Below are 22,496 nucleotides of genomic sequence, written 5' to 3'. Positions count from 1 at the left end.
AACCGTCAGGACCTCGTGCTCCCGCGGGGCGCCGTCGGCTTCGGGTCGGCGGCGGCCCGCGACGGGCTCGGTCGAGCGGGCGGAGGAGGGTCTCAGACCTCGGGACTCCCCAGCAGGATGGCGCTCTTCAGCCCTCCCACCTGGTAGTTGAAGGTGAAGGCGTAGTCGAAGTCGAGGGGCCGCGTGGCCGTCCCGGGAACCGGGTCGAAGGTGAGGTTGTCCGCGGGCTCCTCGCAGTTGGCCGTGGGACACACCTGACCGTGGTTCATCATCAGCAGGGTCAGGGCCACTCCGAGGCAGCCCGCGGGTGCGCCGTTGTGACCGAAGCAGCCCTCCTGGGAGGACATCAGCAGCTCGCGTGACGCCGGGCCGTACAGCTCCCTGATCGCGTTGGCCTCGAACGTCGTGACCACCACGTTGCCGTCGCTGCCACCGTGGACGTAGGGCACCTGGTCGATGTCCCAGGTGTCGCCGAGGCACCGCCGCACCGCCGACACCAGCGCCTGTCCGGTGTCGTCGCAAGCCAGCGGATTGGCGAGCCCGTCCCGGGTGGTGGCCTGCGAGAGGACCTGGCCGTAGACGCGGCCGCCCCGTGCGAAGGCGTGCTGGCGGCTCTCGATGACGATGGTCGCGGACCCTTCGCCGTGGTTGATGCAGTCGGCACGCCGGTCGTACGGGCGCATCAGGGACTCGAATGACGGCAGGAGGGCGGGCATGTCCTGGGACCGCATGGCGTCGTACGTCTGCTGGGCCCCGCTCAGCAGACGCTGGATGTTGTGGATGAGGGGGACGCTGAAGACGTCCACCCCGGTCACCACGGCGATGTCGGCCTCACCGGCGGCGATCATGCGCTGGGCGTTGCCGATCTGGAGGGCGGAGGACGCACAGCCGCACGATACGGTGAAGTTGGGGCCCTTGGACCGTGTGAGCGCGCCCTGGACCAGGGCCACGTCCGAGGGGGTGACGGACTGCTCCGCCGCGACGAACATCTCCATCGCCTCGGCGACGGGGAGCGTCGCGGGGTCGGCTCTGAGGACGGCGAGGTAGCTGTCGATGTTGGCGTCCACACCCCCGCGGCCGACGAGGACGGCGGCTTCCTGGAGATCGCGGTGCACATCGAGGCCCGCGTCCGCACACGCCTGTGCGAGGGATACCAGCCCGAATCGGTGGGCGTCCGTGTAGTGGCGGGAGAAGAAGTCGGGGATGCCGACCACTCTCTCCTCGAACGATCCCTTCGACAGGTTCACGCTGCCGTAGTACACGCCCTTTTTGACGAGGCATGACATTCCGTTGCTGGCCACCTGCCAGAGTTCGTCTGCCGTGAAGACCGGGGAATCGATGCCGGGGAGGCACAGTCCGATTCCGGTGACCACGGCGTCTCGCCCCCGTCCCCCGGCCCGCCTGGTCACGAGTCACCTTCAGGCGACAATGGATTCTTCATCGAGATTCCCCTTCAGGATCAGCCAAGGGCGGCTATGATGGGTCACCGTGCCGCAGCGCGGCCCTTTGATCTGCCGGACCGGCGCACCGGCCTATTCGGCCACGTAGGTACGGCAGGACCAGCGGTATACCGGCCTCTGCTCACCTTCGACGAGGTGGAAGCCCGAGAACTCGAAATGCTCGTAGGCATTCCCGCACAGGATTTTGACCTTCGGCTCGCCTTCCACGGACTTCACGCTCCAGACGACGGGAGCCCAGTCCGGTCCTCCGGCAAGCATCACGCTTATCAATTCCGACATGTCCAGCTCCTGTGTCGAGGTGGCGGTCCGGAGCGAAATGCGCTACCGCCCCGACCTCCGCTGTCGTCGGGTCTCGCTTTCACGGGGCGTTCCGCGTTTTCCGCCGGCTGGCGGGGACTTCGGCTCCTTCATCAGGTCGGAAGGAGTCGTACCTGGGAATCAGGCACCGGGAGATCAGGAGACAGGTCCGGCAGAGGGACCGCAGAAATTGGGAAACCAGCAGCATAGTGACCTCGTCATGTGTGGAAAGGAGCCATGACTCGATACGGAGGCCGAATTTCCTGACACTACGCCTGCGGACCGCGCCCCATGAATGGAGGGTGAAGGGCGGCGCCGGTGTGCGCACCGGTCGCCTGCCGGGCCGGGCCAGGTGGCCCCGGCGCCTCCGCCGGCACGAGCGGCCTCTCGTCACGTGGGCCCGGGCCGGCCTTCCGCCGCCCGGGCTCGCCACCCGCCGCCGGCTACGCGGAGAAGACGGGTGGCGGCCTGCGCACCGCCCGCAAGGGGGGCGCGGTGGTCCGGCGACGGCCGAGTCCGGCCGTCGCCGGGGGTGGAAGGGCAGGCGACCCCGCTCGGGGGTGCCTTCCCGCGGACCGTCAGGTCGCGACGGCCAGCGCCTGGGTGATCGACGACGCGGTCGCCTGCTCGGCGCTCAGGGCCGAGGCCGAGGCGCCCAGCAGGTTGTACACGAGCGCGACCGCGTTGCTCGCGGAGGCCGTGAGGACGTTGGCGCCCACCGCCGGCACCTGCCCCGCGCAGTCACCGATCGCCGCGACGAGCGAGGTGGCGGTGGACAGGTTGGCGGTGCGGGCCGCCGCCGTGTTGTTGACCTGGTCGGCGGCGATCGCCGCGTTGTTGGAGGTCTGGGCGGCCTGCAGGTCGGTGACGCATGCCGAGGGGGCCATGGCGGGAGCCGCCACGGCGAGCGGGGCGAAGCCCACAGCGGCGGCCGCCGCCATGGCGGCGGTTACGGTAGCCGCGGCAAGGCGGGAACGGTTCATGATGAACTCCCTGGAGGTGATGAACGGGCCTGATTTCAAGGGCGGCCGACGGGAGCGGATCCCCGCTCTGTCCAGAAGCTGCTGGGAACTCGAACGCGCCCTGATCGTCAGGCACTTCACCTGCCGGGAATGACGAACGGAACGGGTCGCAAGGAGGTTCCCGGAGATGGGATGGGCGACCCGCCGGTTCGTGCATCAGTAAGCACCCAAGCCGGTCGGCATCTCTAGGGGCGACTCCCCCACATCACCCGATCGGGTGCACCGGCAAGCCCCGCACGCCGCAGGCTCAACTACAGGAACCCCTGTTACACGCGCAGAGCCGGCTGCGCCACCTTTCGCGCCCCGTTCGCGCGCCGTTCGCCACGCGCGGGCGTGACGTCATGCGCGACCCGGCGGGAGACACGATAGTCGCGGACGCGCCATTGGCATATGCCGTACGAAGAATCAGTACATCTCGCCGGACTACGCCATCCGAGTGGTAGTCCTTTGTCCGCTGTTGCGGTCATATGCCAATCGCTGGATAACGGGTGGTATCCAACCGGTGGGCCGTCCATCCTCTCCGGGCCACGGCTGCCAACCCTCTCGCTTCGGCCAGGGGTCGGCCGCCGCCGCCGAGAGCACACGAGCAGCCGGACCGGCCACCGCCTTCCGAAGACGCGGTGGTTCCCCGCCTCCACCCATGAGGCGGATCCGGAGCAACTCCCCGACCGGTTCGCAGCGGAGCCGGGAGCCTTTTGCGCAATGAGCGCGAGGCGCCCGTTGACCGCCGTCACGACCACGTCCGTCGGAGCGCCGCCGACAACGGCCGGCCCGGTCGCACACCGCGGCACCTTCCACACCAGCGCCGGTGTCTCCGGCGCCGGATCACGATCCACCTGGAGTTCCGACCTGGCCTCACCCGACATCACGAGAGGAGCTGGACGTCATGCACCCGCGCATCTATGTGGTCGATGTCCCCATACACAACACCACCGACCCGGCCCGGCGAGGTCTGCACGTCTTCACCGGCGTCGCCGACTCCCCGGCCGCGGCCCTGCGCCGTGCGTACGAGGTGTACGAGGCCGCGCTCGCCGCGCACACGGCTGGACGAGAGATCCCCGACAAGCAGCCGGACAGCTGGGGAGCACGCGGGCTCAGGCCCGGATGGCACATGGACTGGGCCGCCGCGAAGGCCGGTCTCTGGCACAACCCGGTCAGCTGGACCAGCCTCAGCGACTTCGCGCTGTAGATCCCGGGACGAGCAAGGGAGATCACCGGCACGGCTTTCGTTCTACGCGTGTAGGTCGCCGGGCAGCACCCACGCATCCGGCCCGGGACCAGGCTGAGGACCTACACGTCCAGTTCGTTGCCGCGGTTCATGTCCCGCAGGCGGGAGTAGTGGAACTGGTGCGCGACGGTGATCGAACAGGTGGGGCCGTTGCGGTTCTTGGCGAGGATGAGATCGCTCTCCCCCGCGCGGGGACTGTCCGGGTCGTACGCGTCCTCCCGGTGCAGCAGGATGATGCCGCTCGCATCCTGCTCCAGCTGCCCGGAGTCACGCAGGTCGGACACCTGCGGCTTCTTGCCGTCCCGGTGTTCGGGGCCGCGGTTGAGCTGGGCGCAGCAGATGATGACCGCGCCGGTCTCCTCGGCGATGATCTTCAATTCGCGGCTGACTTCGCTGACGCGCTCGTAGGCGCTCTGCCGGGTGGTGCGCTGGTCGGTGTACATGAGCTGGACGTAGTCGACGACGACCAGGGGCACTTGACCTGTCTGCCGGATCAGGGACTTGATGCGGGTGCGGACCAGACCCGGGGTGACGCGGGGGGTGTAGTCCATCCACAGCGGCAGCGCCGAGAGGTCGGGCAGGCGCGGGGCGATGCGTCTCCAGTCGTCGTCGGTGACGGCCGGCCCGCCCTCCATGAGCTGGTGCAGGCTGACGCGGGCCCGGCTGGAGAGCACCCGGTTGGTGACCTCGCTGCGGCCCATTTCGAGGCTGTGCACGATGGTGGTCCTGCCCGAATGGGCGTTGGCCAGCGCGACCCCCAGCGTTATCGCCGATTTGCCCATGGCCGGGCGCCCTGCCACCACGACGACGTTCCCCGGGCGCATCCTGAGGGCCTGGTCGAGGTCGGTGAGTCCGGTGACGGCGGCCGCCTCGGCCGTGGTCTCCAGGCTTTCCAGGTGCTGCTGGAGGCCGTCGCCGAACCGTTCGAAGAGCCCGTCGTCGCCGCTCTGGTCGGCGGCGAGGTGCTCCAGCTCGGCCTGGTGCGCGGCGATCGCGTCCGTGACGGCGGCGGGCCCGGCTTGACGGGCCGTCTGCATGCCGCGTACCAGGGCCTGCTGGTAGCGGCGCAGGTGGGCGTAGCCGTGGACGAGCTCGGCGTAGTGCGCCGCCTCGACGGAGGTGCACGCCTGCGCGGCGATCTCCGACAGCCGGACGGCTCCACCGATCCGTTCCAGGTCACCGCTGCGGCGCAGTTCGGCCTCGACCATCGGCACTCCGGTGGGTTTGCTCCGGCCGTGCAGAGCCAGGATCGCCCGCCAGATCGTCTCGTGGTGGGGGTGGAACCAGTCACCGCCGTCACTTAAGACCGCCGCGGCGGCCGCGACCGGGTCATAGGCAGGTGTAGCCGTCAGGCACGCACCGAGCACGGCCGTTTCGGCCTCGGTGCTCGCGACTCCGGCTCCGTCTGACTGCTGCGCGGGAATGCCCGCGCCGGGAGTGCTCATTGCAGCTCTTCGAGGGTGTCGGCCTTGATGCCCGGGTGGGCACAGCGGCGCATCGGCGCATCGTCGTCTTCGTCCAGGACCCAGCCGTACTGGTCGCACGCCGGGCAGACCGCCCGCAGCACGGCGAGGTCCTGTGGCGCCGGCCCCGGCTGGGCGGCCGGTGCCGGACCGGGAGCACGGTAGCGGCGCAGGTCCGCCACCCACAAGGGCAGGCACTTCACCCACGAGGCAGCGCCTGTGGTGTTCTTGAAAATCTCGTCCTCCAGTTTCCGGCGCTGGTATTCGTCCATGGTCGTCAGCGCCGGCCAGCTCTGCGCTCGCATCGTGAGCAGCAGCTTCGGGGCGCTCTTGCGCGCGGTCGCCAGCCCTGCCTGCCACAGCCGCATCTGCTGCAGGAAGTCCTCGGCGGACCGGATCTCCTCGCGGGAGAACTCCGGCGCCTCCTCCCGCTGTGACAGCAGCGACCCCGTGGCGCGCGTCAGGGGGTAGGGGGAGGAGGAATCCTCCTCCCCCGGGGGGTGCGGGGGGTGTGCATCGGATCGCGGGTTTCCCGCATCCCGGCTCTGCCCAGGCGAAACGCGGGTTTCCAGATCGCGGGAAACCCGCGATCCGGCTCCGGATCGCGGGTTTCCCGCCGTTCGGTGCTGACCAGGCGGAACGCGGGTTTCCAGCGGTTCGCGTCCGGGCTCCCGCTCCGGATCGCGGGTTTCCAGCAGTTCGGTGCTGACCTGCGAGGACGCGGTGATGCCGAGATCGACGTACTGCTGGTTGTTGGCCGGGTTGCGGTAGACGCGAGTGACCCAGGTGGGACGCTGGGCGACCTCGTCGTACGCGGAGATCCGGGCGAGGTGGCCGGCCTTGGTCAGCCGGCCCGCGATCGCGTTGTACCGGTCCTTGCCCATCTTCCAGCCCCGCGCCTGGAGGTCCTTGCGGATCGCCTCCATGGTCGAGGGGAGCTGAGGGTCCCGGAGCAGCAGCTCCGCCAGCACGCCGAGATCCTCCGGCTGCAATCCCGGCGTCCGCACCAGCTCACACCGCAGGATCACCTCCTCCGGGGCCTCGCAGGGGCGCTCCAGACAGCTGTTCCCGAACTCGTCAGTCACCGGGCACCGCCGTGGGGCGGCCGGGAATCCGCGAAGGGGTCCCGGCGGGCGGGGCCGGGGCGCCGGCGGGCCAGGAGGCCGGGGTGTCGAAGGCCGAGAAGGTGGTCACACCTGCTACAAGTGTGAAACCGAGGGCCGGTCTGCCGCTTCGGTGCGGACGGTTCGGAGCCGCATCGGCTGGGAGCCGACGGCGGTGGTACGGCTGGTGACGCATGTGGTGGATCTCCCCTGGCAGGAGAGCCGAAAGCAGAGACGTAGCCAGACATGCAGGGCAAAACATGTCCTGTGCTGGCTATCCTGACGAGGTTCCCTATCCTGGGGTAGGTGACCACGCGAACCCACGGTTCACGCGTATCACCGCAGTCGAGGTCACCTCGCTGCTCTCGACTCGGGTTCTTGTAAGGCTCTGCGAGTCGATCGCTGGGGAGCGGTTTCCGTTGTGGCGACGGAGACCGCTCCGCGCGCTTACGGCGGCATCAAGGCGGTACGGAATGTGCCGAGCAGCAGGTCCACTGCGGCCGATGGGTCGGTCATCGTTACCCCTCTTGTCGCTCAGAAAATACATGTCAAGACGCGCTGGTGGGGAGGCTTATGACGACATATCACCTGCAAGGCTGCCCGCCCGGGTTGACCGCGCGGCGGAGCCCCCGCGCCCTTGTCCTGCCTGCGGTCATCGACGTCGTCGCGCGGGGCGGGGGCGTCGCGAAAGAGCGGAGTCGCGGATGCGGGGCCCCTCGGCCCCCGGCACCTGGGAGCGCTCTCGGTGACGATGATGCGCTCGTCCGGATCTGGCGCGTCCCGGGGCCGGTCGGGACCGGTCGGGACCAGGCGGCATCCGGGTGGGGTCGTCCCGCCGACACCCGCTGCCGCCGGCCGCGCGGTTCCCGGCCGCGCGCGGAACGCGGGCCGGGCGGGCGGGGTGGGCCGGGCGGGGTATCCCTCTCCGTTGCCGGGCATGAACTTTCGGATGCGTAGACCTTCGGGCTGACTCTTCGCACGGCCCGTGACTATCGGTTTCGATCTTCGTTGCAGAGGTGCGGGCAGGCGCCCCTTTGACGTGTGGGAAGGACCGGGTTGACCAGGGAGTTACCGTCGGCTGCTACCGGCTTCGTCCTCTGGGGTAGCCCCCGATGTGAGACCCCCCTCCGTGTCGCCGTACGACAGCGTCCCCGGCCCTCCGTGCGCTGCGTGGACCTGCGCAGGTGGCACTGCCTTGCACGTACGACACTCATGGGCCCTACCCGAGCCTTTGGCCGCGGCTGTGGCCGTGGCCGTGCGACGGAGAGCGGGCCGCCCGGCCGTCCGCGGCGGCGGAGGCCGCCGGGGCGCTGTCCTGGCTACGTCCGGCCGCGGGCGTCCGCCTGAGCTGCGCGGCCACGGAACGCACCCGGTTCCGGTGTCGTGGGGCGGGTTGGCGGGGCGGTCGCGTGAGGGTGATCTGGCGGACCAGCTGCTGGAAGCAGGCCAGGGCCGCGAAGGCGGGAAGGGCGGACGCGGCGGCGGCAGCGATCGTTCTGGGTGTCTGGGCCACGCACAGGAGCGTGGCCAGGGTGGAGAACAGCAGGACGATGGACCAGGAATGGAGGGCCCGGCGCCGGTGCAGGGCGGATCTGAGGATGGACAGGGAGGCGACCGTCCAGGGGCCGTAGATCAACAGGGGCCACCAGACGACCACTTCGCGGGGCGTGTGGGGTGCGGCGCTGTGGCGCAGGGCGTCGTAGATGGCCAGCCCGCTGAGGATGCTCACCACGGCGGCGATGACGGCGACGAGCGCGGCGGTGAACAGACTGCCCGTCTGCAACAGGGTCATCACCGGCGACTTCGACCGGTTCCGTCGGTGGCCGTGGGAGGGGCGTGCGGGCGCACGCCTGGCAGGGGCGTGCTGCAGCCCTGCGAAGAAGCCCAGCGCACTGACCGTGTCACCGGCGTTCTCGAATCCGGCCGGTGCGAAGGGCTCCGGCTGCCACGGCTGACCCGGCTGCTCCGCCACGGCGCTCTCCTGGAGGAGGCCGGCGAGTTCCATTGCCGGATCCCATGACGGAAGCGCCTCGTCGGGCGACCCGAGCACGTGCCCGGGCGAGACGTGCTGTAGCTGCTCTGGCGGGGCCCAGAAAGCGGAGGCCTCCGGCTGGGGGTGGGGGTCGTGGAAGTGCGGGTATCCGTACGGCTCATACACGGGATCTGCCGCCCAAGCACTCGGGGACAGCCGGTGCGGAGGGCGCCGTCCTGCCCGGCCGCCTGCCGAACTCGAACGGGATCACGCTCATCGCATGGAGGAACTCCTCGAAGGTCGAGGAGGAGCAGATCGGATGGGCTTCCGGGCTCTCGGAGCGAATACTGCCGCCCTGCCCTCCTTCGCCTGCAGTCCTGCAGAAGGATGCGGGGAGCTCTGCTGTTGTCATATTCCATAAACGCCGACGGTGTTGCTCTGGGTGTGCGCCAACCGGGTGATGGTGGTCAATGCATACGCGTACGCATACGCGTACGGGGAAGGAACGCGGGCCCGGAACAGCGGCAGAAGCCCGACCCGGCTTCGGGATCGTCCGGGCGATCCGAGAGCGACGTCAGAAGGCCTTGAGGTAGACCCGTGCCCGGCCGTCGCCGATGTCCTGGACGAAGATGGTGATGGACTGGACGGCGGACCTGCGCTCGTCCTTGATGCAGGGCGGGCAGACCGAAGCGGTCCGGACCTTCTGCTGGGTTTCCGGCTCCGGCAGTCCGAGGTGGGACCACGGCGTGATGGTGGTGTACGTCGTGGAGTCGCGCGGGATGTTGGCCCGCAGGGCTTCCTCCGGGCGGAGGTCGGCGACGAACGCCTCGGCGTCACCGGTGGATGCGGCGAAGGAGAGCAGGTAGGTGGTGTCCTGGAAGCCGTGTTGCACCGCCCCCTTCATCTCGGCGGCGCCGGCCGGTGTCTGAACGCGCATGAATCCGACGGCTTCGGTGGCCCCTTGGCCCTCGGCCCAGACGGGTCCCCCGCTGCGGGACTTTGGTGCGCCGCTGCCGCCACAGGCGGTGGCCGACAGCGCCAGCAGGGCCGTCAGTGCCGCGGAAGCAGTGCGGATGGCGAGAGAGCTCGTACGCTTCACCGGTTCTCCTCCTCACCCCGGGCGGGGTCCTTGCGCGTGCCGTCCCGGCCGGGGTCGCCGGCGGACACGTCCGGCGTGCCGGCGCTTCCGAGATCGTGCTGTCGGGACGAGCTGGTCCCGTGCATGTCGAATTCCTGGGCAAGGCCTACGGTGTGCAGGCGGGCCATGTCGGCGTCCTTGATCGTGACCGGGCCGATGGGGGTCTCCTTGCCCGCGTCCCAGTTGTAGCGGTCCCACACGTTGACCTGGTAGTCCATGGTGATCTTCGGCTGTCCGTGCGCATCCGGCACGACCGAGACGTTCCCCGAGACGTTGCGCATGTGGGAGCCGACTCCGAGGTACCAGTTCCGGTCCTCGAACGTACCGCCGACCGCCTTCGTCTCCACCGGGATCGACACCGGCGCACCACCTGACTTCTTGAAGGCGTCCAGCGCCTCCTTCTTCCACTGCTCCTGGTGGTTGGAGATGTCGGAGGCGACCGCCGAGCGGAAACTGCTGTCGTCGCTCATGGCACGGTCGATGTCGAGCCGGAGCGTGGTACCCGTACCACCCAGGTAGTGGGCGAGGTTGCGGGAGGCTTCGGTGTTCCCGATGAGATCCCCGCCGGCCATCATCGTCTCCGCCTGCGAGAGCAGGAAGGCGTCGTGCGTGGTGGGTTCCTCGGAACCGAATCCGCGACGGTCGACGAGACCTGGTCGGGCCAGTCTTCAGGTCAGGCGTTTCCTCGCCGCCGCTTCCACTTCCACTGCCCCGCCGCCGTCAAGCTGGTTCAGGTGCATCCGGGTCTGCTCGGCCTTGATCTGCGACCACTCGTCGTCGAATGACATGCCCACCCCCGTCGATCTTGATCCCCTGCTCCCAGCCTACCGACCGGTCACTGCGCCGGGGCACCGAGCTGGGGGGGCGGTGGTGTACATGGCTGTGCGGGCCGCCGCCCGGTGGGGGTGGCGGCCCGCACGGGCCGGTGTGCTTGCGGGTGTCGGCGGTCGCCCGCCGTCAGGCGGCCGGCGGCAGTCCGCGCTGTGGATCAGTGGTGGCGACGGCCCCAGGACTCCGTGTCCACGGTGCGGCCGCGGTCGTCGCGCAGGGTGGCGGTGTCGGCGCGGTTGCCCCAGACGTATTCGCGGCGGTCCTGGAAGAGGTCGGTGCGGGTGTCGCGGCCGTTGCCGGTGTGGATACGGATGGTGGCGCGGCTGGCGATGCGGACGTTGTCGAAGCGGTAGCGGTTGCCGTCGTCGTCGCGCAGGGTCCAGCCGCGGAGGTTGATGGCGTCACGGGTGGTGTTGGTGATCTCGACCCACTCGTTGTTCAGGGAGCGGTTGGAGTGGTCGTCACGGCCGGGGCTGTCGGCCTGGACCCGGCTGATCTCCACCCGCGGACGCTGGTGGTGACCGTCGTGGGCGGCGGCCGGCAGCGCGGCCGCACCGACCACGGCTCCGGCGGCGAGGACGGTCGCGGCGATACGGCGGACGGAGGAAGAAGCAGAAGACATGGGTGACGCTCCCTCAAGAAGCAAGCCCGACCAGCCGAAAGAAGCTGGTGAGGCGGTGCGGTTTCCCAGCCCGGAATGAGCCGAGGCCCACACTCTCGACCCCACGACCGCCCCGCCGGCGCGCTCACCGGGGCCGGTTACCAGAACCGGACATTCCCGTCACAGTCACCTGCACACCACACGCATATCGGCTGAACGTGGCCCTGACATTTACTGACCGCTACACCCATCCGCCCCACCAGCGGAACCCGGAAACAACACACTCCGGCGCACCACCCGGCGCACTCCCGACCCCCGTCACCCGGCCGGAGTAGTTGTTCAAGTAACAACCGTTCTGCGGGATTCTTCGCTCCCGCGTTCGTGGCTCGCGCGGATGTTCGTGCTACCAGCCGGTGCCGGTCTGGACGCGCGCGCCGAAGGCGGTCGTCCCGGTGCCGGGGTAGAGGAAGAGGTTTCCGGTCGTGGTCGCGGGGGCCTCGACGGCGGCGAGGTCGCCCTTGCCGTCGCCGTTGAAGTCGCCTCCGGTCAGTTGGCGCATGCTGTCCCAGTTGGTGCCCATCCGGGTGCGGGCGCCGAGGGTGTTCATGCCGGTGAGGGTGCCGGTGCCGGGGTAGGTCCAGAGGTTTCCGCCCTGGTCGACGGCCACCAGGTCCGCATTGCCGTCCCCGTTGAGGTCACCGGGGCTGGTCAGTTCGGAAAGGCTGTTCCAGCCCGCGCCGATCTGCCGGCGGTTGCCCAGCCCGCTGCCGGTGCCGGGGTAGGCCCACAGGGCGCCGGCGGGATCGACGGCCAGCAGGTCGGGTTTGCCGTCCTTGTTCAGGTCGACGGAGGTCAGGCTGCGCATGGCCCCCCAGCCGGTGCCGATCTGGGTGCGGGCGCCGAGGGTGTTCATGCCGGTGAGGGCGCCGGTGCCGGGGTAGAGCTGGAGGGTGCCGGTCGCGGTTTCGAGCGCGAGCAGGTCGGACCTGCCGTCGGCGTTGAAGTCGCCGGCGGTGAGTTGGTTCATGCCGTTCCAGCCGGAGCCGATCTGGATGCGGCCGCCGAGGGTGCCGTTGCCGTTGCCCGGGTACAGCCAGAGCTTTCCGGTGGTGGCCTCGATGCCGACGATGTCCTGCTTGCCGTCGCCGGTGAAGTCGCCGGCGGTCAGGTTGACCAGACCCGCGAGTGCGGGCGGGGTGGGCCAGGTCGTGCGGTAGGCCATCCGCTCCTCCGGGCGTTCGTTGACCATCCACAGTTCGTCGGTGCCGGGCAGGTAGGCGAGGTTCTCGTTGTAGATCCCGGTGCGGGTCATCAGCCACACCGGTTCGTTGACGACACCGTGGTAGAGGCAGCTCGGCTGGTGTAGGTCGCCGCCCTCCTTGAACTCCGGGCAGGGCGCGGACAGGGCGATGCGGCCTTGGTTCATGGCCACGCCCTGGGTCCCGCCGATGGGCGAGCTGAACGCCTCCGATGCCTGGACCCGGCCGGTGGCGTCGGCCTTCAGGATTCCGGTGGTGGGGTCGATGGGCCAGCGGACGATGGGGGCGGACGCGAGATCGAAGGCGTCGCCGGTGGTGTTGTTCATCTCCGCCGTCACCAGGGCGGGCTGGGACCCGCTCAGATCGAGGGAGGCGGCGGAGATGCAGGGGCGTTCGGGCACCTTCTCGTGGACGCCGCAGCCGTCGCCCGCGCCGGTGTAGGCGTAGCTGCCGGTGCGCGGGAGGACGTACGTGTCGGTGCCGGTCTGCCAGATGTCGTTGACGTCGAAGACGTCGAAGCCGCTGCCGATGCTGGCGACGTAGAGGCGGGTGCCGGCCCATACGACGGCGTGGCCGTGGCCGGTCAGGGGTGAGTAGCCGCTGCCGTCGGCGGACAGGCCGACGAGCTGGACGTGCCGGTAGCGGACGTTGGCCGGGTCGGTGACGTCGGCGAAGGTGAGGCGTTCCGCCTTTTCGCCGGTGGCGTACCAGCTGGTGACGATGGTCTTGCGGCCGCCGGCCGCCGAGGCGGCGACGCCCTGCGGGGTCCACGATCTGGAGTCGTCGTCCTCGGGGGACCAGCAGAAGCCCTGGGCGCCGGTGATGTTGGTGGGGTGGCACAGGGGCCGGGCGGGGGTGGTCGTGGCCTGGTCGAGGAGGCGGGCGGCGGTGGTGCGCCGCAGGTCCGGGTGCGCGGCCTCGTAGGTCGCGACCCGTGCGGCGTCGGCGCCCGCGTCCCACTTCAGGCCGAAGCCCGTGGTTGCGCTGCGGGTGATGGCGTTGGGGGTGGCGAGCGAGGCGTCGGCGATGGCCGGCAGGGCGGACGCCGGACCGGCCGTCGTGAGCCCCGTGACCAGGGCCGCCAGCGCGCCGAGGACGGCGGTGGCCCTTCTGGCCCGGGTACGGGTACGGGAGCGGGAGCCGGCATGGTCGGCAGCGGCTGTCATGGCGGACGGTCCTTTCGGTTCGGCCGGTGGGGCGCAGCGGGCGGGGCCGCCACCGCGGTGGTGCGGTGGCGGCCCGTGGGTGGGGTGGGGAGCGAGACCTTCGGGGTTACCAGCCGGTGCCGATCTGGACGCGGGCGCCGAGGGTGTTGTTGCCGTTGATGGCGCCGGCGCCGGGGTAGGCGAAGAAGGTGCCGGTGGCGCCGGGGCTGGCCTGGACGGCGGCGATGTCGCCCTTGCCGTCGCCGTTGAGGTCGGCGCCGACCAGGTCGGTCATCGACTTCCAGCCGGTGCCGATCTGGGTGCGGGCGCCGAGGGTGTTCATCCCGCCCAGGGTTCCGGTGCCGGGGTAGACGAAGAGGTTGCCGGTCTCGTCCTTGGCGACCAGGTCGTTGATGCCGTCGGAGTTCATGTCGCCGGGGGTGACGAGGGAGTTCATGGCGTTCCAGCCGGCGCCGATCTGCACACGCGCCCCGAGGGTGCTCATCCCGTTGAGAGTGCCGGTGCCGGGGTAGGCGTAGAGGTTGCCGCTGGAGGTCTCGACGGCGACGACGTCCGCCTTGCCGTCCTTGTTGACGTCCATGCGGGTCACGTCGTGCATGCCGGACCAGCCGGCGCCGATCTTGACGCGTGCGCCGAGGGTGTTCATGCCGTTGGCGCCACCGCTGCCGGGGTAGAGGTAGAGGTCGCCGGCGGCGGACTCGGTGGCCAGGACGTCGGCCTTGCCGTCACCGTTGTAGTCACCGACGGTGACGTTGGTCATGCTGTTCCAGCCGGAACCGATCTTGACCCGGTTGCCGAGGGTGCCGTTGGCGTTCATGGTGCCGCTGCCGGGGTAGAGGTAGAGGTCGCCGCTGGTGGCATCGGTGGCGAGGACGTCCCGGGTGCCGTTGGCGTCCAGGTCGCCGCCCGCCAGGTGGGTCATGCCCGCCGCGGCCGGTGTGGCGCTGTCGTCGCTGTTCAGGACGGGCGAGATGTAGCCGCTGATGCGCTGCCGGCTCCAGGGGGTGGAGCCCACGGACCAGGAGGTGGTGGACTCGCGCTGGACGATGCCCTGGGTGTGGCCGCTGCCGTGGCCCTCGTTGCCGCCGACCACCGTCATCGTCGTGCCGTCGAATGCGGTCACCAGCGCGACGTGCTCGGCGTAGTGGTCGGAGTAGTCGAAGACGACCGCGTCGCCCGGCTTGGGGGTGGAGTGGAGGGTGCCGTAGGCCTGGCCGTAGTCGTAGAGGCTGGCCGCGCCGTCGGTGAGGGTGCTCATGTGGGCCACGTCGTAGTGGGACCAGATCCAGCCGACGAAGTCCGCGCACCAGGCGTGGGACTGGCCGCCGTTGCCGTTACAGCTGTTGCTCTGGCTGCGGTTGTGGCTCCAGTAGCCGCCCGGGGTACCGCAGGGGCCGTTGCCGACCTCACCGTACGCGAGGGAGGCCATGGACGATCCGGTGTCGGCGTGGGCGGGGATCGTACCCAGCGCGGTGACGGCCGCCGCGGCGACGAGGGTGGCGATGGCGGACTTCTTCAGGGTGGAGGCGAACTTCGACATGAGGTGAGAACTCCTGGAATCGTGAGGACGGGAGGAGCGGCGGACGGCCGCGAGGTGGGGCGGGTGGTGCGAAGTCATGGGCGTGGGTGGGCGCCACGTCTGCGAGCGGGTTCAGATCCGCGCTCGGGCGGTGAGGGGTGGGAGGAGCCCGGTGTGGCTACCAGCCGGTGCCGATCTGGGCGCGGTCGGCGAAGCCGCCGCTGCCGTTGCCGGGGTAGAAGTAGAAGGTGCCGGTCGAGCCGGTGGGGGCCTGGACGGCGTCGAGGTCGCCCTTGCCGTCGCCGTTGAAGTCCGCGCCGACGAGCTGGTGCATGGTGTCCCAGCCGGAGCCGATCTGGTTGCGGGCGCCGAGGGTGTTGGTGCCGGTCAGGGAGCCGGTCGAGGGGTACTTCCACAGGTTGCCGGCGGGGTCGACGGCGACGAGGTCGTCCTTGCCGTCGGAGTTCAGGTCACCGGGAGAGGCGAGCTCGGCCATGCTGCCCCAGCCGGAGCCGATCTGGGTACGGGCGCCGAGGGTGCCGTTGCCGTTGCCGGGGTAGGCGAACAGGGCTCCGGAGGGGTCGACGGCGAGCAGGTCCGCCTTGTTGTCCTTGTTGACGTCGATCGCGGTGAGGTTGCGCATGGTGCCCCAGCCGGAGCCGATCTGGACGCGGGCGCCGAGCGTGGCGCTGCCGTTCAGCGAGCCGGCGCCGGGGTAGACGAACAGCTTTCCGGTCGAGTTGTCGACCGTGACGAGGTCGGCCTTGCCGTCGCCGGTGTAGTCGGCGGCGGTGAGGTTGCTCATGCCGTTCCAGCCGGAGCCGATCTGGACGCGGTTGCCCAGGGTGCCGTTGCCGTTGCCGGGGTAGAGCCACAGCTTGCCGGACGCGGACTCGACGCCGACGAGGTCCTTCTTGCCGTCGCCGGTGAAGTCCGCGGCGGTGAGGTGGACCATGCCGACCGGCGCCGGGGGCGTGGAGGTGGCGGGGTAGGGATCCGCGTGGTCGCTTCCGAGGCCGGCGGCGGGCCCGCAGTTCGGCCAGGCCCCCTGGCCCTGCCCGGCGAGGATCTTCTCCCCGATGAGGATCTGCTGCTGCTTGGTCGCCTGGTGCGGGTAGGCGGCGTACTCGCGGCCGCCGAAGGCGTTCCACGTCTGGGGGGATATCTGTAGGCCGCCGTAGTAGCCGTTGCCGGTGTTGATCTGCCAGTCGTCGGTGGATTCGCAGTGGGCGACCTTGTCCCACGTGCCGACGGACGCGGCGTTGGCGGGGATGGTGGCGAGCAGGGCGGCGCCGAGACCGGCCACGGTCAGGGCGGTCGTGGCCAGAGCGGTGGTCTTCTTGTTGACGCGGCGCTTGGTACGGGGCGTTGCGGACATGACGAAACCTCACAGTGGTGTCGGGAAAGGCGTGGCAGGGCGACACGGGCCGGTTGGCCTGGGGCCACGGGGTGGTGCGGACGGCGCCGTTGGCGCCGGTGGGGCGGAGCGTGGGTGCGGCCGGGATCGGCCGGGGGGCTTGGGCTGCTGACAGCTGCCCTGCAGGAGCAGCTGGGAAGAGCGGGCCCCGCGTCGGACCAGCGGGTGTGTCAGGGTCGGCCCGTCGTCTACGTGTCGGCAGTCGGGGCGCTCAAGGCGGCGGCGGGGGCCGGCAGGAAGGTGGTGGTGAGCGTGGTGACCGCGGCGGCCTGGGCGAGACGGGTGCGAAGCATGGTCGTGGTCCTGTTCTGACGTGGGGTCGGGGCTCCTGAACCGGACCGCATCCCGCGGTGATGCCTTCCGGTGTCCGGCCTGCCGGGCGGTGTTCCCTGCTGGCAAGAACAACTCTCGCCGCTGGTGGGAGCGGTGGGAAGGTCCACCGGCTGGACCGAAACGGCCTTGGCCCGTTGAGTCCAGGCGGTGCCCGGCTTCCGGTGCGAAGGGTCGGTGGGGCGGACGTACGGTGTGCCCGGCCGCTGTCGTGGGTGTGTGCCGGGCCACCGCGAGGCGTTGTTCTCCTCCGTGACCGAGCGGGCGCGCAATCGCCGTACGAGGAGGCTGGCGCCGCCGGTGCACCCGCGTCCATCTGCCGCCCGGCCTGCGGGTTCTGCCGTGCACCCGGCACTTGAATCCCGTAGACGGCGGACTCGGAGTGACATATCTTCAGTCGGCTCGGGCCGCCCGTCAGGCGGCCCGTTTTCATGTCACACGTCGCGCATGTTCCCGTGGGGGGTACTCCGTCATGTCCGTCAACGCGCCCGGTCCTTCGCCGTCGCCGTCACCGTCGCCGTCACCACAGCCCGGGTCCTGGCCGGCTCCGCCGCCGCATGCCTCCGACGTCCTGCGTTCCCCGCAGGGGCTCGCGACGGCCCTGACCGTGCTGCTGGCCGCGGGTGCCGCCGTCGATCTCTTCTCGTCCGGGGTCGGCCTCTACACCCGGAAGCTGATGACGGACTACGCCGCCGATCCCGCGTCCGTCGAGTCCGGCAGCCTCGACCTGTCCGACTCCCTCACCATCCGTATCGGCTTCGCGCAGGGTCTCTTCTCCCTTGCCATCGCCGTGGTGTTCATCATCTGGTTCTACCAGGTCCGCTGCAACGGCCAGGTGTTCCGCCCCGACTGCTTCAGCCGGTCCGCCGGCTGGGCGATCGGCGGCTGGTTCATCCCGATCGGGAACCTGTTCATCCCGTACCGGACGGCGCGGGAGACCTGGGAGGCCAGCACCCCTTACGACCCCGACGGCACCCACCGCCGGGTGTCGGCCGCCCCGGTGATCGCCTGGTGGCTGGTGTTCACCGCCAGCGAGCTCCTCTACCGCTTCGGCTCGGCGCAGTACGTGCGCGCCGAGACACCCGAGGAGATCCGCGACACCTGCGCCTTCAACGCGGCGGTGGACCTGACCGCCGTCGTGGCCGCCGTGCTCGCCGTCGTGTTCGTGCGGAAGCTGACCGCGCTGCAACGCGCCCGGGCCGAGGAGCTGCTGCTCAAGCGGACGGCCCCGGGGGCTGCCACCGCCGCCGTGTGACCCGCGCGTCGGCGCGGCTGGGCCCCGTCGGCTGCTTCACGTACGCAGGTACGAGGCTCCGTTGAGGTCCAGAACACCGTTCCCGAGGCCCATTCGGCCGCGGGTGAGGCCAGCCACAGCACGGCCGCCGCGATCTCGTCCGCCGACGCCACCCGCCCGAAGGGGCTCTGGGCGCGGATCGCCTCGCCCTGCGCCCCGCTCAGCCGGTGCGCGACCCGCTCGGTCTCGAAGAACCCGGGTGCGACGGAGGCGACGCCGATTCCGTGGGGGGCGAGGTGTACGGCGAGCGACTGGCCCAGCGCGTGCACCGCCGCCTTCGTCGCCCCGTACGCCGGGTGGTCGGGCTCGCCCCGGAAGGCTCCGCGCGAGCCGACGTTGACGATCCGGCCACCGCCGCCCTGCTCGATCATCCGGCTGGCCGCGAGGTGGCTGAGGTTCGCCGTCGCGAGGAGGTTGACGGCCACGTGACCCTGCCAGGCGGTCGCCCAGTCCTCGTACGAGGTGGTGGCGAGCGGGTGCGGGAGGTTCACCGCGGCGTTGTTGACGAGCACGTCCAGCCCGCCGAGTCCCCCGGCCGCCGCCTCGGCGACGGCGTGCGCGCCCTCCGGGGAGGACAGATCGCCTCCGGCGAGCACGTGCCCCGTACCGGCGAGGGAACCGAGGGTTTCCTCCGCCTCCTCGCGCCGCGAGCCGAAGTGGACGGCCACCACGTCGCCGTTGGCGGCGAACGCCTGGGCGAGCGCGCGGCCGAGCCCGCGCGAGGCACCGCTGACGAGCACGCGGCGGCCGGTGGGCGGGAAGACGCGTGCGGAGGGAGAGGCAGCGGCGCGGGAGGCGGCCTCGGTGGGGGTGGAGGACGGGGCTGAAGTCATGTGGATCATGATGCCCCCCGGTCGGCTCGGCCGCGTCGGCGTCCCGCGCTGACCGCCGGGGAACCCGTGCTCGTGTTCCGGCACCACGAGGACGTCCACCCTGGACCGCTTCCGGCCAGGGTGGACGCGTGGAGCACCACGCGAAAGGGCTCGTCTCTTTGTTCGTTCGGTCCCTTCCGTCCCTTCCGTCCCTCCGTCCGCCGTGTACGGCAGTTGGGGGGGCGGTCAGGCGGTGGCGACGGCCGGTGCCTTCTCGGTCTGGGCCGGCACCTCGGTGCCGGCCGGGGTCTCGTCCGCCGTGCCCTTGGCCTGGACGGCCGTGTAGTAGACGGTGGAGCCCTGCTTGGAACGCTCCACCAGTGCGCGGGCCACCAGACGCTCCGTGGTGGTGCGCACCAGGTTGCCGTTCAGGAGCCGCTCCGGGTGCGCGGCGGCCAGGGCCTGGGTGATCTCGCCTGCCGTCTTGGGCTCCTTCTGGGCGCTGAGGTGTTGGTGGATCAGCCCGGTCAGCGGAGCCCGCGTCTCTCCGGAGGTGTCGGCCTTCTCCGCCGTGGCCTTCGCGGGGATCGCCTTCGCGGGAGTGGCCTTCGCAGGGGTGGCCTTCGCGGGAGTGGCCTTCGCGGGAGTGGCCTTCTTGGCGGTCGCCTTCTTCGCGGCCGGCTTGTTGGCTGACGCCTTGTTGGGCGCCTTCTTCGCCGCGGTGGTGCTCGTGGCACTCGCCGCCGTCTTCCTCCCCTTGGCGCCCGCGGACGTCGGGGTCTTCTTGTCGGCGCGCGGGCCGGGCACCACGGCCAGGGTGTCGCCGAGGGCGGTGCGCATCCCGATCAGGAGTTCGTGGTCCTGCTCCAGGCCGGTCAGGCGCTCCTGCAGTGATGCGATCTCTTCGCGGATACGTTCCTGCTCAGCCGTGTTCAGTTCGAGGTCGGCCGTGACCTTGTCGGCGTACTGGGACTTGAGGGTGGTGGTCTCCTGCGGGGGCATGAGGGCTCCTGGGTAGAGGTGTGGGATGCGGACTCTACCCAGGTGATCTGTGAGACGTGTGAAATAGCGTTGTTCACCCCTCCAAGGAGACAACATCTTCGTCGAAGTCCCGACCACCGCCTTCTTGACGGGTGTCACCCGATGCCGTGTCATGAGACGGGATGAACTGCGGCGAGGGGCGGCGGCGCGATGGCGGCAGACGATCAGGTCGGCCCGGGAGATGCCCCCAGCGGCGAGAGCGAAGACCTCCCTCCAGCCCGGGACAACAGCGCCCCGAGGCCGATTCCTGAGCACAAGGGGGGTAGTTGGGCCTCCGAGAACGTTCCCCTGATCCTCCTGGCACTCATCATCCTGGTGCTGATGGTCGTGGGCTTGAAGTCCAACGGCAACGTCACGTGCCCCGGCGGCGCCAGCAGCTGCGGCTACCCCTGACACGGGGGCCCGCAGCCGTCCCGACCTGCTGTGCTCCTTGCGGGGTAGCCTCGGCGGGTGCCCGCTCCACGGCGGGCCGCGGCCGGTGGACAACACGTAGGGGAGATGGGGCGTCGATGACTCTGAGGGCAGGCCAGCGGGTGGTGCTGGCGGCGGACACCCGGCTGACGGATTCGGTCGAGGTGTCGGGGGTCCTCGTCGGGTTCCTGTCCCTGGCCGCGGGCACCGGCGGGACCGTCGAGCAGGTGGTCGACCACCAGGACGAGAGCGACGACGTACGCGAGTACGAGCGGCTCAAGTCGCTGCTCGACGCCTTCGGGGGCGAGATGCCCCCGGAGAGCAGGAGGCAGCTCGAAGAGAAGGTCGGCTCCCTGGAACCCGCCTGGACCGCCTTCCAGGAACGGGCGCCACGCGTGAGCGTACGGGTCCGCTTCGACAACGGCTTCATCCTCGACGGGGCCCAGGCGGACGTCTTCGTCCCCGCCTGAGCCCCGGCGGCGACACCGCGACCCGGCCTACGCGATCTCCCGGACGCGCTCGGCGGGCGCGGCGCCGCTCCCCGCGCGCACCGCGTTGAACTGTGCGCCGGCGAGCAGTGCCAGGTTGGTGAACCACAGCCACACGAGGAAGACGACGACCCCCGCCAGCGAACCGTAGAGACGGCTGTAGGTGCCGAACTGCGTGTAGAGGGTGAAGAGCGCCGAAGCGCCGAGCCACAGGCACGCCGCCAGGGCGCCGCCCGGGAACCCGCGGCGGACTCCGCGGGCCTCGGCGGGCCCCGTCCGGTAGAGGATCAGGATCAGAGCCGTGACGATCACCAGGAGCACCGGCCACCGCAGGAGGGCCATGGCCTCCGTACCCGAGTGCCCTGCGGCCGCCGCGAGTCGTCGGGCCACGGGGCCGGTCGCGACGAGGCTCGCGGTGCCCGCGACGAGCAGGGCCAGCAGCACACCGGCGGTGAGGACGAGGATGTGCGCCGCGCGCAGGGGCGGCCTCGTGTCGGGCAGCCGGTGCATCGTGTGCAGGGCGCGGCGGAAGACCGCCAGGTAGCTGGAGGCCGACCACAGGGCGCTCAGGACGCCGCTGACGAGCAGCACCCACAGGGAGGACGGATTCGAGGTGAGGCCGTCCAAGGCCTCGCGGAGCACCTGCGCCGACTGGGGAGGCGCGTAGGAGGTGAGGTCGAGGATCAGGCGTTCGCGGGTGCCGGCCCCGGCCAGTCCCACCAGGGAGACCGAGACGAGCAGGGCGGGTACCAACGCCAGCACCGCGTAGTAGGTGAGAGCTGCCGCGTAGTCGGCGATGTTGTCGTTCCAGAGGCGCACGGCCGTGCCGCGCAGGGCTGAGCGCCCCCGTCCGACGAGCTCGACGGCGCGGTTCCCGGGGGTGCTCCGGTGCGTGCGGAGAGTGTTCGATGCCACGAAGCCCTCTTGCCCGGCGTCACCGCTCTCATCCCCGGCAGGCCGCTCTGCCTGCCGTTCCGTGGGGCCGCCGGGGCCAGGGAGTGTCAGGGTGTGTCGCCGTCCCAGTCGAAGGTGTGGTCGGGGTCGGTTCCGGAGGGGCTGTACAGCGCGCGCCCTCCGACCCCGAACAGGCCCCGGTCGGTCGCCAGGAGCACGCCGTCCGTCCGCTCCTGGTCGGGCAGGTTGGTGATGTCGAGGAGCTGGCCGTCCAGCGGACCGCCCGCCAGCCTCACGTACACCCGCCCCGGGGTCGGCCGCACCAAGTGGCCCTCGTCACCGCAGTACACCCGCTCATCCATCGTGCTCATCCCGCCCGTCTGCCCTCCCCCGGACCGCCGGCAACGGCCCCGCTTGACGAGAACGTACTCGAAGACGGTTGCGACCCGGCTGTTTGGGGAGGCGTCCTGCGGTCATACGGGGCTGCGTAAGGCTTTTCCACCGAAGAGGGAGTGATCAGCTGTGTCTGGTGAGCAGAAGGCCGAGGCGAAGGGCGAGCAGGCCAAGGGCAAGCTCAAGGAGACCGCTGGCCGCCTGACCGGCAACGAGCGGCTGACCGCCGAGGGCCGCGCCGAGCAGGCGAAGGGCGATGCCCGCGAGGCCAAGGAGAAGGTCAAGGACGCCTTCAGGCACTGACCCTCATGCCCGCACGCGACCGGGGCCGGGACCGCTGCTGCGGTCCCGGCCCCG

The 22,496-nt window shown here is 70.5% G+C and carries 19 protein-coding genes and 1 pseudogene; 4 read left to right on the top strand and 16 right to left on the bottom strand.

Annotation, left to right across the window (positions count from 1 at the left end; genetic code table 11):
• Positions 1-92 precede the first annotated feature (92 nt).
• The 3 genes from IE248_RS24995 to IE248_RS24985 form a co-directional block, all read right to left on the bottom strand.
• Positions 93-1,373, bottom strand: a complete 1,281-nt coding sequence (locus IE248_RS24995) for a beta-ketoacyl synthase N-terminal-like domain-containing protein (protein WP_229895500.1) — start codon at positions 1,371-1,373, stop codon at positions 93-95.
• A 159-nt stretch (positions 1,374-1,532) separates the two neighbouring features.
• Entirely contained in the window at positions 1,533-1,739 is a 207-nt protein-coding gene (locus IE248_RS24990; protein ID WP_100582122.1) for a DUF5988 family protein, read from the bottom strand.
• A gap of 596 nt (positions 1,740-2,335) precedes the next feature.
• Positions 2,336-2,740, bottom strand: a complete 405-nt coding sequence (locus IE248_RS24985) for a hypothetical protein (protein WP_124290956.1) — start codon at positions 2,738-2,740, stop codon at positions 2,336-2,338.
• Between the two features lie 925 nt (positions 2,741-3,665).
• On the opposite strand from IE248_RS24985, the gene IE248_RS24980 reads away from it, so the two are divergent.
• The gene (locus tag IE248_RS24980) at positions 3,666-3,968 is read left to right on the top strand and encodes a hypothetical protein (protein WP_073797359.1); all 303 of its coding nucleotides are present in this window, start codon (positions 3,666-3,668) and stop codon (positions 3,966-3,968) included.
• 101 nt (positions 3,969-4,069) lie between these two features.
• Here the strand turns inward: IE248_RS24980 and IE248_RS24975 are convergent, their stop codons facing one another.
• The 9 genes from IE248_RS24975 to IE248_RS38415 all read right to left on the bottom strand — a co-directional run bounded on the left by IE248_RS24975 (position 4,070) and on the right by IE248_RS38415 (position 16,437).
• Entirely contained in the window at positions 4,070-5,452 is a 1,383-nt protein-coding gene (locus tag IE248_RS24975; protein ID WP_190031735.1) for a replicative DNA helicase, read from the bottom strand.
• Complete coding sequence (locus IE248_RS24970) at positions 5,449-6,555, bottom strand: hypothetical protein (protein ID WP_190031734.1); 1,107 nt, start codon at positions 6,553-6,555, stop codon at positions 5,449-5,451. Before IE248_RS24970 ends, IE248_RS24975 begins: the two co-directional genes overlap by 4 nt.
• A 1,237-nt stretch (positions 6,556-7,792) precedes the next feature.
• Positions 7,793-8,578 (bottom strand): hypothetical protein, encoded by a 786-nt coding sequence (locus tag IE248_RS24965; protein ID WP_190031733.1) that lies wholly within the window; start codon positions 8,576-8,578, stop codon positions 7,793-7,795.
• 541 nt (positions 8,579-9,119) lie between these two features.
• Positions 9,120-9,644 (bottom strand): hypothetical protein, encoded by a 525-nt coding sequence (locus IE248_RS24960; RefSeq protein WP_190031732.1) that lies wholly within the window; start codon positions 9,642-9,644, stop codon positions 9,120-9,122.
• Positions 9,641-10,255: a hypothetical protein gene (locus IE248_RS24955; protein WP_190031731.1), complete on the bottom strand. Its 615-nt coding sequence runs from the start codon at positions 10,253-10,255 to the stop codon at positions 9,641-9,643. Before IE248_RS24955 ends, IE248_RS24960 begins: the two co-directional genes overlap by 4 nt.
• Before the next feature lie 416 nt (positions 10,256-10,671).
• Positions 10,672-11,136 (bottom strand): lamin tail domain-containing protein, encoded by a 465-nt coding sequence (locus IE248_RS24950; RefSeq protein WP_037796643.1) that lies wholly within the window; start codon positions 11,134-11,136, stop codon positions 10,672-10,674.
• A 382-nt stretch (positions 11,137-11,518) separates the two neighbouring features.
• A complete protein-coding gene (locus tag IE248_RS38235; protein ID WP_190031730.1) occupies positions 11,519-13,540 on the bottom strand; it encodes an FG-GAP repeat domain-containing protein in 2,022 nt (673 codons plus the stop codon).
• A gap of 106 nt (positions 13,541-13,646) precedes the next feature.
• Complete coding sequence (locus tag IE248_RS24940) at positions 13,647-15,080, bottom strand: FG-GAP-like repeat-containing protein (protein ID WP_073797364.1); 1,434 nt, start codon at positions 15,078-15,080, stop codon at positions 13,647-13,649.
• A 157-nt stretch (positions 15,081-15,237) separates the two neighbouring features.
• On the bottom strand, positions 15,238-16,437 hold the full coding sequence (locus tag IE248_RS38415) for an FG-GAP-like repeat-containing protein (protein ID WP_190031729.1): 1,200 nt from the start codon (positions 16,435-16,437) through the stop codon (positions 15,238-15,240).
• Between the two features lie 841 nt (positions 16,438-17,278).
• On the opposite strand from IE248_RS38415, the gene IE248_RS24930 reads away from it, so the two are divergent.
• Positions 17,279-18,061 carry a DUF4328 domain-containing protein gene (locus tag IE248_RS24930; RefSeq protein WP_190031728.1) on the top strand — a complete coding sequence of 261 codons (783 nt, stop codon included), beginning with the start codon at positions 17,279-17,281 and terminating at the stop codon, positions 18,059-18,061.
• Positions 18,062-18,097: 36 nt separating this feature from the next.
• Here IE248_RS24930 and IE248_RS24925 read toward each other — a convergent pair.
• Both IE248_RS24925 and IE248_RS24920 read right to left on the bottom strand, forming a co-directional pair.
• Positions 18,098-18,933: pseudogene (locus tag IE248_RS24925) on the bottom strand (SDR family NAD(P)-dependent oxidoreductase).
• 225 nt (positions 18,934-19,158) lie between these two features.
• The gene (locus IE248_RS24920; RefSeq protein ID WP_190031727.1) at positions 19,159-19,914 is read right to left on the bottom strand and encodes a hypothetical protein; all 756 of its coding nucleotides are present in this window, start codon (positions 19,912-19,914) and stop codon (positions 19,159-19,161) included.
• Positions 19,915-20,462: 548 nt separating this feature from the next.
• Between IE248_RS24920 and IE248_RS24915 the strand changes: the two genes are divergently transcribed.
• Positions 20,463-20,834, top strand: coding sequence for a hypothetical protein (locus tag IE248_RS24915; RefSeq protein ID WP_229895499.1), 372 nt, complete (start codon positions 20,463-20,465; stop codon positions 20,832-20,834).
• Positions 20,835-20,861: 27 nt separating this feature from the next.
• Here IE248_RS24915 and IE248_RS24910 read toward each other — a convergent pair whose 3' ends face one another.
• Together IE248_RS24910 and IE248_RS24905 are read right to left on the bottom strand one after the other, a co-directional pair.
• A complete protein-coding gene (locus IE248_RS24910; RefSeq protein WP_229895498.1) occupies positions 20,862-21,767 on the bottom strand; it encodes a YihY/virulence factor BrkB family protein in 906 nt (301 codons plus the stop codon).
• Between the two features lie 86 nt (positions 21,768-21,853).
• The gene (locus tag IE248_RS24905; RefSeq protein ID WP_100582135.1) at positions 21,854-22,117 is read right to left on the bottom strand and encodes a hypothetical protein; all 264 of its coding nucleotides are present in this window, start codon (positions 22,115-22,117) and stop codon (positions 21,854-21,856) included.
• Positions 22,118-22,268: 151 nt separating this feature from the next.
• Here IE248_RS24905 and IE248_RS24900 point away from each other — a divergent pair, with 151 nt between their 5' ends.
• Positions 22,269-22,442, top strand: a complete 174-nt coding sequence (locus IE248_RS24900) for a CsbD family protein (protein WP_100582136.1) — start codon at positions 22,269-22,271, stop codon at positions 22,440-22,442.
• Positions 22,443-22,496: the final 54 nt, after the last annotated feature.

The sequence above is a fragment of the Streptomyces goshikiensis genome (assembly GCF_014650555.1).
In the GTDB taxonomy this organism is placed as follows: Bacteria; Actinomycetota; Actinomycetes; order Streptomycetales; family Streptomycetaceae; genus Streptomyces; species Streptomyces goshikiensis.
This window is presented reverse-complemented; position numbering and strand designations above follow the sequence as displayed.

Excerpts from the sequence above, each read along its gene's own strand:
- IE248_RS24920 (WP_190031727.1), bottom strand. The coding sequence starts at position 19,914 with ATGCCCCCGCAGGAGACCACCACCCTCAAGTCCCAGTACGCCGACAAG.
- IE248_RS24950 (WP_037796643.1), bottom strand. The coding sequence starts at position 11,136 with ATGTCTTCTGCTTCTTCCTCCGTCCGCCGTATCGCCGCGACCGTCCTC.
- IE248_RS24905 (WP_100582135.1), bottom strand. The coding sequence starts at position 22,117 with ATGAGCACGATGGATGAGCGGGTGTACTGCGGTGACGAGGGCCACTTG.
- IE248_RS38415 (WP_190031729.1), bottom strand. The coding sequence starts at position 16,437 with ATGTCCGCAACGCCCCGTACCAAGCGCCGCGTCAACAAGAAGACCACC.
- IE248_RS24985 (WP_124290956.1), bottom strand. The coding sequence starts at position 2,740 with ATGAACCGTTCCCGCCTTGCCGCGGCTACCGTAACCGCCGCCATGGCG.
- IE248_RS24965 (WP_190031733.1), bottom strand. The coding sequence starts at position 8,578 with ATGGAACTCGCCGGCCTCCTCCAGGAGAGCGCCGTGGCGGAGCAGCCG.
- IE248_RS38235 (WP_190031730.1), bottom strand. The coding sequence starts at position 13,540 with ATGACAGCCGCTGCCGACCATGCCGGCTCCCGCTCCCGTACCCGTACC.
- IE248_RS24915 (WP_229895499.1), top strand. The coding sequence starts at position 20,463 with ATGACTCTGAGGGCAGGCCAGCGGGTGGTGCTGGCGGCGGACACCCGG.
- IE248_RS24955 (WP_190031731.1), bottom strand. The coding sequence starts at position 10,255 with ATGGCCGGCGGGGATCTCATCGGGAACACCGAAGCCTCCCGCAACCTC.
- IE248_RS24975 (WP_190031735.1), bottom strand. The coding sequence starts at position 5,452 with ATGAGCACTCCCGGCGCGGGCATTCCCGCGCAGCAGTCAGACGGAGCC.
- IE248_RS24940 (WP_073797364.1), bottom strand. The coding sequence starts at position 15,080 with ATGTCGAAGTTCGCCTCCACCCTGAAGAAGTCCGCCATCGCCACCCTC.
- IE248_RS24990 (WP_100582122.1), bottom strand. The coding sequence starts at position 1,739 with ATGTCGGAATTGATAAGCGTGATGCTTGCCGGAGGACCGGACTGGGCT.
- IE248_RS24930 (WP_190031728.1), top strand. The coding sequence starts at position 17,279 with ATGTCCGTCAACGCGCCCGGTCCTTCGCCGTCGCCGTCACCGTCGCCG.
- IE248_RS24980 (WP_073797359.1), top strand. The coding sequence starts at position 3,666 with ATGCACCCGCGCATCTATGTGGTCGATGTCCCCATACACAACACCACC.